Origin of the sequence: Bacillus sp. DE0042, assembly GCF_007680225.1 — a bacterium.
GTDB lineage: Bacteria > Bacillota > Bacilli > Bacillales > Bacillaceae_G > Bacillus_A > Bacillus_A wiedmannii.
In genome coordinates, this window is record NZ_VEJP01000001.1 from 1,149,375 (window position 1) to 1,161,630 (window position 12,256).

13 protein-coding genes and 1 pseudogene are annotated in these 12,256 nt (G+C 35.4%); all 14 read right to left on the reverse strand.

The window, feature by feature from the left end:
• A pseudogene (locus FS802_RS05600) lies at window positions 1–962 on the reverse strand (hypothetical protein); the annotation flags it as partial.
• A gap of 251 nt (window positions 963–1,213) precedes the next feature.
• Window positions 1,214–2,122 carry a chemotaxis protein gene (locus tag FS802_RS05605; protein WP_064459934.1) on the reverse strand — a complete coding sequence of 303 codons (909 nt, stop codon included), beginning with the start codon at window positions 2,120–2,122 and terminating at the stop codon, window positions 1,214–1,216.
• A 119-nt stretch (window positions 2,123–2,241) separates the two neighbouring features.
• Entirely contained in the window at window positions 2,242–2,727 is a 486-nt protein-coding gene (locus FS802_RS05610; protein WP_098720213.1) for a LysR family transcriptional regulator, read from the reverse strand.
• A gap of 235 nt (window positions 2,728–2,962) precedes the next feature.
• Complete coding sequence (locus FS802_RS05615) at window positions 2,963–3,301, reverse strand: DUF3964 family protein (protein WP_098653805.1); 339 nt, start codon at window positions 3,299–3,301, stop codon at window positions 2,963–2,965.
• A 49-nt stretch (window positions 3,302–3,350) separates the two neighbouring features.
• Window positions 3,351–4,664, reverse strand: a complete 1,314-nt coding sequence (gene flgE, locus FS802_RS05620; protein WP_098653806.1) for a flagellar hook protein FlgE — start codon at window positions 4,662–4,664, stop codon at window positions 3,351–3,353.
• A gap of 21 nt (window positions 4,665–4,685) precedes the next feature.
• Window positions 4,686–5,258, reverse strand: a complete 573-nt coding sequence (locus FS802_RS05625) for a flagellar hook assembly protein FlgD (RefSeq protein WP_098653807.1) — start codon at window positions 5,256–5,258, stop codon at window positions 4,686–4,688.
• A gap of 3 nt (window positions 5,259–5,261) precedes the next feature.
• On the reverse strand, window positions 5,262–6,377 hold the full coding sequence (locus tag FS802_RS05630; RefSeq protein ID WP_142346843.1) for a flagellar hook-length control protein FliK: 1,116 nt from the start codon (window positions 6,375–6,377) through the stop codon (window positions 5,262–5,264).
• Between the two features lie 10 nt (window positions 6,378–6,387).
• Window positions 6,388–6,798 carry a hypothetical protein gene (locus tag FS802_RS05635; protein ID WP_029440761.1) on the reverse strand — a complete coding sequence of 137 codons (411 nt, stop codon included), beginning with the start codon at window positions 6,796–6,798 and terminating at the stop codon, window positions 6,388–6,390.
• Window positions 6,799–6,914: 116 nt separating this feature from the next.
• Complete coding sequence (gene fliI, locus FS802_RS05640; RefSeq protein WP_098653809.1) at window positions 6,915–8,219, reverse strand: flagellar protein export ATPase FliI; 1,305 nt, start codon at window positions 8,217–8,219, stop codon at window positions 6,915–6,917.
• A complete protein-coding gene (locus FS802_RS05645) occupies window positions 8,216–8,905 on the reverse strand; it encodes a FliH/SctL family protein (protein ID WP_098653810.1) in 690 nt (229 codons plus the stop codon). The genes fliI and FS802_RS05645 overlap by 4 nt, the downstream gene beginning before the upstream one ends.
• On the reverse strand, window positions 8,892–9,896 hold the full coding sequence (locus FS802_RS05650) for a flagellar motor switch protein FliG (RefSeq protein WP_064449884.1): 1,005 nt from the start codon (window positions 9,894–9,896) through the stop codon (window positions 8,892–8,894). Before FS802_RS05650 ends, FS802_RS05645 begins: the two co-directional genes overlap by 14 nt.
• A gap of 13 nt (window positions 9,897–9,909) precedes the next feature.
• Entirely contained in the window at window positions 9,910–11,484 is a 1,575-nt protein-coding gene (locus FS802_RS05655) for a flagellar M-ring protein FliF C-terminal domain-containing protein (protein ID WP_098653811.1), read from the reverse strand.
• Between the two features lie 22 nt (window positions 11,485–11,506).
• Entirely contained in the window at window positions 11,507–11,806 is a 300-nt protein-coding gene (gene fliE / locus FS802_RS05660) for a flagellar hook-basal body complex protein FliE (RefSeq protein ID WP_000701682.1), read from the reverse strand.
• Window positions 11,807–11,822: 16 nt separating this feature from the next.
• Window positions 11,823–12,236 (reverse strand): flagellar basal body rod protein FlgC, encoded by a 414-nt coding sequence (flgC, locus tag FS802_RS05665; RefSeq protein WP_000484673.1) that lies wholly within the window; start codon window positions 12,234–12,236, stop codon window positions 11,823–11,825.
• Between the last annotated feature and the right edge of the window lie 20 nt (window positions 12,237–12,256).

The window sequence follows — 12,256 nt, forward strand, 5'->3', positions numbered from 1 at the left end:
GCATACTTTACTGCCACACGTGCACTTTCTTCTTTATTCGCTTTTGTCACTGTTACGTACACTGTTCCACCTGTTGCTACGAATAAATCTTTTTTCGTAATTACAACTTCTGCTTCCTTCTCTTTCACTGTTGCTGTTCCTAGTTCTTTTCCTTCTTTGGCTGCGTCATATACTTTGACTACATCACCCGCTTCTAACTTGCTTACTGTGATTGTGTCTTCTTCTCCTGTTGCGTTGTTCGCTGTTTTAATTGCTGACGCCGCTGGCGTTACTGTGATTTCTGCATCATATGCTTTCACTGTACGCGTACTTTCTAACTCACCTTTACTTTGTACACTTACGTATACATTGCCTTTTGTTTTTGCGTCTTTTGCGATTTGATCAATTTCTACTTTTGCTTCTACTGCATTTTCTGCCACTGTTGCTGTTCCTAGTTCTTTTCCTTTTGTGGCTGCGTCATATACTTTCACTACGTCGCCTGTTTTAACTCCTGTCACTGTCACTACATCTTTCACGCCCGCTTTATTATTCACTACTGTGATTGCTCCGGCCACTGGCGCTTTTGTTACTGTTTCAGATGCATACTTTACTGCCACACGTGCACTTTCTTCTTTATTCGCTTTTGTCACTGTTACGTACACTGTTCCACCTGTTGCTGTTAATAAATCTGTTTTCTCAATTGTTCCTTCTTTACCATTCTCTCCAACTGTTGTTGTAGCCAATGCCTTCTCTTCTTTAATCGCATTGTATATTTTCACAATATCTCCAGCTTCTAAATTACCAACTGAAATCGTATCTGTATCACCCGTTTTTTTATTTTCAACCTTAATAGCTGAAGTCGCTGGAGCTATCGATGGATTACCTGCCGCTAAAGCTGTGATAGATGGGGCTGTAGCAGAAAACATCAAAGCTGAACTCACACAAATACCCGTTAAAATTTTAGAATTTTTATTTTTTTTCATTATAATTCCTCCTGTTCTAATAGAACGATAATTAAATATTTTAATATTAACAGATTATATTATCTTACTTTTTTTAAAAATATGCTAGTAGATTTTTTTATTTTCAAGTACTTTTTCATCATAAAAATATATATTTAAAAGCAGTTATACTTAATTTAAAATATATAAACCAAACAAATAAGGTAATCAATCATATATATGAATTGACTACCTTACATTAATAGGAATACCAAATAATTACATATCTTTTTTTATAAAACTAACTTATCGACAAGACCAATTAACTCTTGAATATCCGGCTTACTTACTTGGGCGTTCGCACCAACAGCCTCACCTTTATGGAATAACTCATTCGTAATTAATGAAGAGAAAATAATGACAGGTAAACGATTCATTACTTCACTATCCTTAACCACTTTCGTTAAATGATGTCCATCCATTTTCGGCATTTCAATATCAGTAATTAGCAAGTGAATATGTTCAAACATTTTTTCGCCTTGCTCTTTCGCTAATTTTTCAATTTGTGCTAATGCCTCTGCACCATTGCTGAAGAAGTTCATTTTCGTATATCCAGCTGATGATAATGTTTCTTCTAATATTTGGCGAAGCATTGCTGAATCTTCTGCAATATAAATCACTTTTTCAGCTCGATCTGTTTTCTGTTCTAACCCTGCAAGTGATTTATTGTCATAACCCGTACCGCTAATTTCGCATACAATTTTTTCATAATCTAATAGCAAAATGATTTTTCCATCTAGCTTTACAATACCAGATGTCGTTTCTTCTAGTCCCATAGACAATGAAGCTGGTTCATCAATTTGTTCCCAAGAAATACGTTGAATACGATGCACTTCATCAACACGGAAAATAACTTTCATTTGATTTAATTCTGAAATAATAAATTTCGTTTGATCAAGTGGCTTTGTCGATTTTAAATTAAGAGCCGTTGCTAAATTAATAACAGGTAAAATTTCACCACGTACTTGAACAACACCTTCAACTGCATGATGAGATTCTGGAACAGTTGTAACAGGGAATGGATTAATGATTTCACGTACTTTCATTACATTAATACTAAATAGGTTTTCACCAACAGTATATGTGACAATCTCTAATTCATTTGTTCCACTTTCTAATAAAATACTTTGTGCTTGTGACATAAAGGTGTCGCTCCCCTTCCATTAATTCCGTATATCTAATTATTAAGCTTTATTAAAACGAAAAAGTCAACTACCTATATAAAAAATATAGATAGTCGAACGATTTATTTAAAAAACGCTTAATCTTGTATAAACGAAGCAAGTGTCTCTAATAACACTTCTTGTGCTCCTACAATTTCTGTCGGCATTGCTTCCCACTTTTTTGAAAGCTCCGTTTCTACTCTTATTCTTAGCTCCGAATCCATTTCTTCTAGCACGTATTCTTTCGTCGCTATATCAACATCAAGTAGCGCAAGCGCATATAATTCTGGATCATTTATTTTTTCAAATAATTGTTTCAATATAGCTGGTGCTATATGTTTTAATTTTTCAATATGAATTTCCTTATCCGAAAACAGTAACTCATATTGAATAAACGTAACATTTTCTTTAATCACTTTAAAATAGCAATTATTTTTTTTATCATTTACAAAATAACCGTTCGGATCTGCAATAATACTCTCTACTTTACGAATTAAATCTGGCAAACTACTCGCCGCCATTACAGTCCGCTGCTCAACCTCACTCGGCGAAATGAATGTAACGCGATACTTATTCTGCGCCATCCTCCTCACCTCTCCTTTTATAGAAATCTATCGTCACAAATAAACTTATTAGTCCATCTAACACGCTAAGACCATATTATTCATACTACACTTCACTTAAATCTTCTTAAACTAACCTAGTAACTCTCCCTATCTCTGGTCTTAAACAACGGTCGAGCACCCACATAAGCACTAACCGCCACCACACACCGCCAGGTCCTCTCTCAAAACCTGAAAAAGGGCTTTTAAAAGCTTTTTAAGAGCTTTTCAACAACTCGATGTTATTGAACCAAAATGCAATCTGCTGATCCGTTATCCCTGATAGTGTAATAAAAAACTCACGGCACTTCATCTCATCCTTAAACAGCTGATACTTCCATTCTCCTTCGCTACCAACACTTACGAAATAAAACTCATGAATACGGCCAATGATTGATTGCTTTTCACCAAATGAATATGGAGGTACTTGCTTAATTTCAAAGTGATCCGGTAAATATATATGCTCTTCTCGTTCCATTTTTAACACTTGCTCAGCAAGTTCACGTTTATTTTCGAAAAAAGGCAATTGTAAAATTCGCTCTTGTCTTGTCGTCATACGAATAAAAAACCCTTTCTACTACATTACAATTTTACTTTATGATATATTATCGAATTAAGTTTACAACTTCATTTAATACTTCATCTGAAACTTTAATTACTTTTGCATTTCCTTGGAATCCACGTTGATAAAGCATTAAATCAACAAATTCTACAGATAAATCTACGTTTGAACTTTCTTTTGCTGACCCTCGTACATTCCCTGCACCATTCTCACCAGCAACACCTATTCCTGGAATACCCGCTGATGGTGTCGCAACGTAATTTCCATTCCCTGTTTTCATTAATCCACCTGAATTCGGGAATGTAGCTACAGCTAGTTGTCCTACAACTTTCATACTACCATCCGAATATTTCATCATAACGAAACCACCGTCAGAAATAGAATAGTCATTTGCAATTGCAGCTGGACGCCCCGTTACTTCTGTTGTAGAAATAGTTTTCCCTGTCGGATAATTTGTTAAACCACTTAAATCCAGTTTCAATCCCTTTCCAAAAGGAATATCAATCGTTCCACCATTAGTAATTTCACCAGTTACTGGATCCTTTTGTACAGGTTCATCTGTTTGCTTTAAATTTCCTAATGTATCAAATATAAGGGGTTTGTCGTCCGGCATGCCTTCAATAGGCTTAAATTCTTTTTCGTTTTTAGAATCATTTCTTACAGAAACTGAATATGTATATTCACCTGCCTTCGGTTTTTGAACTTCTTTACCATCTACCATCTCTGATTCAGTCTTTTGCTTAATATTTACACGTAACGTTAACGAGTTCCCTTCCGCATCAAAAACTGTGAATTCGTGAGATAATGCATTTTGGTTTCTAGGAAGGTTTCCGCCTATTGTCGCTTTATCTGTTTGAATCCCACCAACAGCTGATCCCATTGGAATATGAATTGGGCTTGGTCGTGAAGAAAAATCTACTTCTTGTGTTCCTGTTTTTACACCATAACCTAGTACATACTGTCCACCTGTATTTGTAACATAGCTATCTTTCGATACACCAAAAGACCCTTTTCTCGTATACTCTACATTTCCACCGTTACGATCACCAACTAAAAACAAACCGTTTCCTTCTATCGCTGTCTCCATCTTATCACTAGTTAAAGTAATAGAACCATCACTAAAATCTGTAGATGTCCCACTGAACTTTACACCGTTACCAATACTCTTTGGATTCGTACCAGCATAGGCACCATCACCACGTGAACCAACCGTATTATTATATAGCAAATCATCAAAAATAGCCTTTTGCTTTTTATATCCAACTGTTTGTGCATTTGCAATATTATTTGAAGTAACACTTAATGCATTTTGTGCTGCATTCATCCCTGTAATACTTGTATATAACGCTTTAATCATAACCTTTGTACACTCCTTTTATTAATCTTGTTTAACCTCTTCATTTTTTTCTATATCATCTTTCTTCTCATCTTCCGGATTAGTTTCTGTTATCGGTTTATCAGAAACCCTTTCTATGAAACGAAGTGAGACAACTTGATTATCAACAATAAGTTGCACATCGTTATTTTCAGCAAGTCGAACTGTTTCCACTTGACCAGTCACTTGCTTTCCATTATTGCTTACACCTCTAACGTACTTTCCTAAAAACTTCATCCCTCCATCAAGAGCCGTCGAATACATCGTTGATTGCAGTTTATCTACTGCTTTCGTCATATTCTGTACTTGCTCCATAAGAGATAGCTGTGCTGTTTGGTTCATCATTTGGTTCATATCCATCGCATTAAACGGGTCTTGATGTTGAAAGCTTGCTAAGAAAAGTTTCAGGAAATCATCTTTATCCATAATACCGGGTGTTTTTTGATTACTTGCTGATACTCCGTTTGCTTGTTGAGCTGTCGACTGTGCACCAGTAACAGATGCGTTTTTTGTTTGTGCTCCTGCTTGTAACGGAATATGATTTGTACTCGTTGTATTTAATCCAACTGTTGGCACACTTTATTCCTCCAATAATCCCGCAAATTCTTTTGAATGTTGTTTTTCATGTTTCGTACTTGCTAATTTTTGTTTTTGTCTTTGCTCTTGTTCTCGCTGTTCTTTTCGATTTTCATCTTTATCTGAATAGCTAATTTGAATATTGATTTCTTTTTCTTTTAACTTCAATCTCAATTCATCAAAAATGATTTCAACACGTTTTTTCGCATCGTGTTTTTCCATTTCTACGTGAACATCAATTTGATCTCCATGTTTTTTCATAAACACTGTTAATGTACCAAGTTTTTCTGGATTTAACTGAAATAAAACACGCTCTTGTTTCACTACAAATTTTTGCAACGCTTCTACTTGTGCTTCCATTTTCTTTCCTAAGTCAGGTAACGTAACTTTCTCAGCGCCACTATTTGATTTTCCTATTTGATCCGTACCCGTTGCTTTATTTAGTAACTCCGCACCCGTTGAACTCGAATCATTTAACACATCACCTTCCGGCAACTCTATCTTTACATCATCGCCCTCAGCTTTTGGTAGATCTACATCTAAGTCTTTGGAATCTTCTTGTTTTTTTGCGATATTACAAGTTTCTGTTTCTACAACTTTCAATACTTGCATCGTTTGCTCTGGCATCGTCACTTTATCTAATGCCATTTGCATTGTATCTTCTAAACATATAGCATTTTTGATATTCATATTTGAAAGAAGCTCTTGCAACTGTTGTAATTCATTGACGGGTAATGCGTTAAGTTTTATATTCCCATATTCTTTATATAGCTCTTGTATTTTTTGTATGTATTGATATAACAATTCCGGTTGCACACGTAATTGCTCAATTGCAACCATTTGCTCAGATACAGCTAATAACAACTGTTCTGTCTCTTTTTTTTCTTCTTTCGTTACAATTGGCTCTTCTTTCGTTACTGATTGTTTAGAAAGAATATATTCTTTTTTTTCTTCTTTTGGTGCTTCTTCTCGTTTCATTTTCTCCGTTTTCGGCTGCTTTTTATTTTCCATTCTCATCGTACGATCGAATGAAGAATCTTCACTTTTTGATTGTACTTCTAGCCCTTTTTCTTTTTGCGGAGGTAAACTTTGTTGCACCGGTAATACAGACTGTATCACTATATTCACCTCATCCATTCATACACATTTTCAAATCAAGAAGCATTTTTTCTTCCTGCTTTTCTCGTACTTTAGCAAGCTTTCTACAACCTTCTTGATACATCTCATCAATGACACGTTCTTTTTCTTTTACCTGTTCTAAAAGGCTTTCATTTTTTCGAATAAAATCTTCCGTTTTTTTAATTTTCCGATTCCATTCTTCTATTCTTTCAGGTGAAAACGTATGTGACGAAAGCATGCCAGCCATTATACGCTGCCCAGTTTGTACGACTTTACTACGCGATTTCACAACATATAAATCATATTCTTTTTTTTGTTCTATTTTTCTTTTTTCAGCTGTTAATTCATACACTTCTTTCAAAATCTGTTCTTTTTCTTGATTTATTTGCAATTTTATCGTGTCGTACTGCTGCTTATCCACCTGTTTTCATAGCCCCTTCCTATTATAACGTTCTCTTTTTCTATTATATAGTTTTTTTCCAAAAAAATCTGTGAAATATTAAAAAACAAAAAAATAAGACCTCTTGGGCAGAGGTCTTATACTGTATGGTGCATCGCTTCAACAATATCATCAAATTGGAAACTATCAGATCGACCTTGTTTTAAAAACGTATTTATACCTTCTACTTTGTTTTTACATTCAAAAATATAAGCATTTTCTGCATTTTCTTGAATCGTCCCTAATTTAAAATACAATTCATTTTCTTTATAAATAGATAAGATTTTTCTCATTTCATTTGCAAGTTGCCAATGAGTTGGCGAAACGATTTCTTCCATAATCCTACTCACTGAGTCTAGCACTGAAATAGCAGGGTAATGACTAAGTGTTGCAAGCTCACGTTTTAATACAATATGTCCATCTAAAATACCACGCGCTAAATCTGGTACAGGGCCGTTTAAATCGTCTCCATCAACGAGTACGGTATATATACCTGTTATGGATCCCTTTTGTGTTTTCCCAGAGCGCTCTAATAGCTTCTTCATATAACTTTCCATTAAGAGTGTTTTACCACCGATCGGCAACTCTTTAACGGCAATATCAACACTTCTACGCGCGTCAGCAAAACGAGTAACAGAGTCCATCATAAGTAGTACGTTATTACCTTGATCACGGAAATATTCAGCTATAGACGTTGCGAGTTTCGCTGCACGAAGTTGCATAAGGTGACTTTCATCTGACGTCGCTACAACAACGACGCTTTTTCGCATTCCTTCTTCACCTAATTCTTTTCGAATAAAGTCTTTTACTTCTCGGCCACGTTCTCCTACTAAACTAATAACATTAATATCAGCTTTTGCATTTTTCGCAATCATTCCGAGTAAAGTAGATTTACCAACACCAGACCCAGCGAAAATACCAATCTTTTGACCGATGCCAATTGTTAGCATAGAGTCAATTGATTTGATTCCCGTTTCAAATACATCGGTAATTTCTTCACGTTCAAATGCATGAATAGGCGGGGCATCTAGTTTTATTTTTTGTAATGGAATATTCTCTGCATCCTCATTTAGTACTTCGCCATTTGCACTTAACACTTTTCCAAGTAAATGATTCCCACGAGGTATGACAACATCTTCCGCAATTAATGTAACGGAATCTCCGTAACATACTTTTTCTGTCTGTTCAAATGGAAGTAGCATATTGTTTTCTTTTTCAATCGCAATCACTTCACATAAAACATTATGTTCCCCAACGAAACAAACATCTCCAATTTTCGCTTTTGGCCCTTTCGCTACGAAAAGCTGCTCTTGCACACTATGAACTTTACCGACCTTCGTATAAAACGGCGTTTCAATAAATGTATTCCATTTTTGTTTTTCATTCATTAATAGTCGATTCATACATTTTGCTCCTCAAATAACTTCTCTTCTTCCCATTTCTGGCGAAGTTTCGCAAATATAGGTGCAAATTTAAATTCAAAGAACTCTTTCTCTTCTTCTAGAACAAATTCACCGAACTGTAAGGAGAAATCATATTTCCATTCTACTAATTGTAGTAACCAATACTCTTTCGTATTTTCCTTCTCTTCTTGAATACGTTCAAATGTTTCTGGATGTACTGTAATGATTAATTTTTCAAACGAAGTAGGCAACGTTTGAACGATACCAGTTAAAATAGGTAACACATCAAGCAATCGTGAATCTACTGCTTGATTCACGATTTTTTCTGCTAGATGAAAAGATTGATTCCATAATAACTCTGTCCATTCATATGCTGTTTCTTGTTGTTCTTTTTGAAACTGCATACGTGCTGCTTCCATCTGCTCCATTTGTTCATGAATATGCATTTGAAATTGTTCTTTATCTTGCAATAGCTGTTGACGCTCTCTTTCTAGCGTTTGCTGTTCTTGCCTTAGTTGATTCATTTCCATATGTAACGATTCTTGTTGCGCGCGAAGTTCTGCATGATTAACTTGTAATTCTTCCTCTTCTATATGAACTGCGGCTGGCTTTGGAAATTGTAATTCATACGTTTCTTCAGAAAAAGAAACAGAATTCTTCGGAATTCTGTTTTTAAATAAGGACATCATCTTCACCTCTTTGAACGATAATTCTTCCTTCCTTCTCTAGCTTTTTCACTGTGCCTGTAATCGTTTGCTGTGCCTTTTCAGCATCCGTCATCTTAAGCGGTCCTAAGCCATCTAATTCTTCTAGAATCATCTCTTTACGGTTTGAAGACATACATGTAAATAATTTCTCTTTAATCTCTTCTTTTGCAATTTTAAGTGCTTTCGCAATAACACCGTTATCTGTAATTTCTTCTAATACACGACGAAGTGCAAGAGCTTCAAGTCCGAGTAAGTCTTCAAATACAAACATGTTTTCTTTAATTTTCTCAGATAGCTCATAATCCATTTCATCCAGCTTTTGAAAGACTGTTTTTTCAACACCCCGTGAAACATTATTTAAAATGTTTACTATTGTTTTCAAGCCATCTGTTTTATTAATTGCATTAAACGCCATATTATTTAATTTTGATTTTAATAAATCACCAATTTGATTTATTAATTCACCATCTACTTGTTCTAGTTTCGCAATACCCATTACCGTTTCTACTCGCTTATGATCTGGTAGTCTCTCAATTAATTGAGAAGCGAGCTGCGGTTTAATATAAGAAGCGATAATCGCAATCGTTTGTGGCGATTCATCATTAAGTACAGTAAGAAGTGGTTCTAAATCTGTAAGTGAATTTAAGAATTCAAACGGATTATCTTTGTTATACCAAAGATCTTCCAATAATTTTTCCAGTTCGTCTTCTGGCATATTTTTAAATATGCGACGAATATATTCTTTATCTGGAGTCACTAGGTTCAATTCTTTTACATTTAATTCATACAAGAACTCTCCTAGTACATTCTCTAACGTTTCTGGTTTATATACACGAAATTTCGCGATTTCACGAAGTAATACTTCTTTTTCCTCAGCCGTCATATATTCAATGACTTTTGCTGCCACCCCTTCTTCTAATGTACGAATAAGGATGGCAGCTTTTTCTTTGGAGGAGATTTCATCTAACATCGTTGTTCCTCCCTTACTGTCCATTTAACCATTTTTTAATTACTTTTGCAGTTCCTTCTACATGCTCTTTCGTAGCATCATGCACTTGTTCATCTAACGTTGGTTCTTTCGGTTCTTCTGGTTCTGGTTTTGGCTCTGGTACTATTTTTTCTTCAGGAATTTCCATGATACTTTCACTACTTGCAGCAATTTCCTCTTCTGCTAAGTATTCTTCATATTCCTCTTCTTCTTTCTTTCTCTTACGTCTTGCTAACAAGAACCATACTAGACCACCAATCGCTAATAAACCAGCTGGAATTCCACCGAATAACCACCAGTTTATACCGCTTTCTTCTGGTTCTTTCTTCTTCTCTTCTTTCGGCTGATCAAACTGAACAGTTACAACGTTAACTTGACCGTTTGTAAAGTTTCCATTCGGATCAGCTTGAAGCCCAGCAGCTGTGCCGATTGCTTCTTTGAAAGTAGTCATATCTATTTTTCGTTTTACTAACGTATCGTTGTCTACCCATACTACAACATTTGTTTTCGTTAATTCTGGGTGTTTCTTAATTGTTTCAACTGTTTTATCTATTTCATAGTTTTCAATTTTGTTACCATTTTTATTATCATAGACGATTTTACCATTTTGATTATTGTTCGTACCGTAATTTGGTACTTCACCGTTCGCTGTAATACCAGCGCCTTGTTTCGTCTCTGCTCCTTCTTGTGCAGTAGAGCTTTCTTCTTGCTCTTGTTTACTACGAAGTACACCTTTATCACCATATTTTTCTGACTGGCGTGTAACTTCATCATAGTTTACAGACACTTTCGTATTCACTTTATATTCATTCGGTTTAAACATCGTCATTAACGTTGCATCAATATCTTGCTTTAATTTACCTTCAATTTGTTGCTGCATCTCTACTTCTTTTTCATAAGAAGAGGAACTAGTAGAATGCGCTTCATCTGCTCCTTTTGAGATAATACCTTTTTTGCTATCAATCACACTTACTTCTTCTGCTTTTACACCTGGAACTGCTGCACTAATCATTTGCTGTATACCTGCAACTTGATCTGCAGTTAATAATTGGCCACGTTTCACACCTACAGTAATTGCCGCTGTTCCTTTTGCTTTTTCTTCATCAAAAATTGTCTCTTTTTCAGGTAATGTAATTTGAACATTCGCCGTTTCAACTGTCGCAAAGTTTCTTACGATATCTTGCTCCAATTGCTTTTTCGTACCGACAATTTGCTTCATTTTTTTATCTTGCTCACTTGAACCGAGCGAGCTTTCTAATAAAATTTCCTCACCGCTTTTAGAATTAAACGGTAAGCCCATCCCATTCATTTCTTTTCGAACCCATGGAGCATCATTTTTTTGCACACGAATCGAACCATCGGCTGCTAATTGATAATCGACACCTAACTTCGATAATTCTGCTGTAATCTCTTGCTTATCTGTATCATTTAAATTTTGATATACAACAACATATTTATCTGGCAAGGTGAAGTATAAAAGTGCTCCTGTTACAATCGCTAAAAGCGCAGCACCGATTACTAACTTATGCCACGTTTTTAATGATTGGATAACATTTTTTATCTTTTCCATTTAAACACACCCGTCCACTTTCCTAAATTTGCATATTAATTAGTGACTTATAATTTTCGATAAGATTATCACGTACGAGAGCAGCCGTTTTCATTTGGGACTCTGCCTTCTTCTGCTGAATTAAAACGTCATGCGTTTCCCCTACCCCTTTAGTTAGTAAATCGTATACTGCTGTTTGCGCATTGTTTTGCGTTTGATTCATATCTTCCAATAAATCAATAAACTTTTTCCCCTCAACTACAGATGTTTGAGACGTTTTCGGTGCACCAATTGACTGAATTGCTCCAAATGGTTGCGTATTTAACATTGGTTGGATTTTCATATTACTATATTCCCCCTTATCCTCTGCCAATTTCTAAATCTTTATCAAGCATTTTTTTATTCGCATTTAATACACTTGTATTCGCTTCGTACATTTTTTGGGCAACCATTACATTCGTCATTTCAGCAGTCACATCAATATTTGGATAGCGTACATATCCTTCTTCATTTGCATGCGGATGTGTTGGATCATACACTAAGTTTTCAGTTTTATCTGCTTCAATACTTTTTATTTTTACTCCATTTGTAGGAGACCCATCTAACATATTTGCAAAACTATTGTTTGATTCTAGCACTACACTACGACGCTCATATAAATCCGCCCCCGGAGCAGCCGTTGTATTTGCATTTACAATATTGTTAGAAGTAACTTCCATCCACTTTCTCGCTGTCGTTAGCCCTGAGCCACTTGCATTAATTGCCTGAAACATCGTTGTCTCTCCTTCTACTA

What these genes read in the sequence shown, in the direction of transcription:
- flgE (WP_098653806.1), bottom strand. Translation starts at nt 4,664, where the DNA reads ATGATTAAAGCGTTATATACAAGTATTACAGGGATGAATGCAGCACAA.
- flgC (WP_000484673.1), bottom strand. Translation starts at nt 12,236, where the DNA reads ATGTTTCAGGCAATTAATGCAAGTGGCTCAGGGCTAACGACAGCGAGA.
- fliE (WP_000701682.1), bottom strand. Translation starts at nt 11,806, where the DNA reads ATGAAAATCCAACCAATGTTAAATACGCAACCATTTGGAGCAATTCAG.
- FS802_RS05650 (WP_064449884.1), bottom strand. Translation starts at nt 9,896, where the DNA reads ATGTTAGATGAAATCTCCTCCAAAGAAAAAGCTGCCATCCTTATTCGT.
- FS802_RS05605 (WP_064459934.1), bottom strand. Translation starts at nt 2,122, where the DNA reads ATGTCACAAGCACAAAGTATTTTATTAGAAAGTGGAACAAATGAATTA.
- FS802_RS05655 (WP_098653811.1), bottom strand. Translation starts at nt 11,484, where the DNA reads ATGGAAAAGATAAAAAATGTTATCCAATCATTAAAAACGTGGCATAAG.
- fliI (WP_098653809.1), bottom strand. Translation starts at nt 8,219, where the DNA reads ATGAATCGACTATTAATGAATGAAAAACAAAAATGGAATACATTTATT.
- FS802_RS05615 (WP_098653805.1), bottom strand. Translation starts at nt 3,301, where the DNA reads ATGACGACAAGACAAGAGCGAATTTTACAATTGCCTTTTTTCGAAAAT.
- FS802_RS05610 (WP_098720213.1), bottom strand. Translation starts at nt 2,727, where the DNA reads ATGGCGCAGAATAAGTATCGCGTTACATTCATTTCGCCGAGTGAGGTT.
- FS802_RS05645 (WP_098653810.1), bottom strand. Translation starts at nt 8,905, where the DNA reads ATGTCCTTATTTAAAAACAGAATTCCGAAGAATTCTGTTTCTTTTTCT.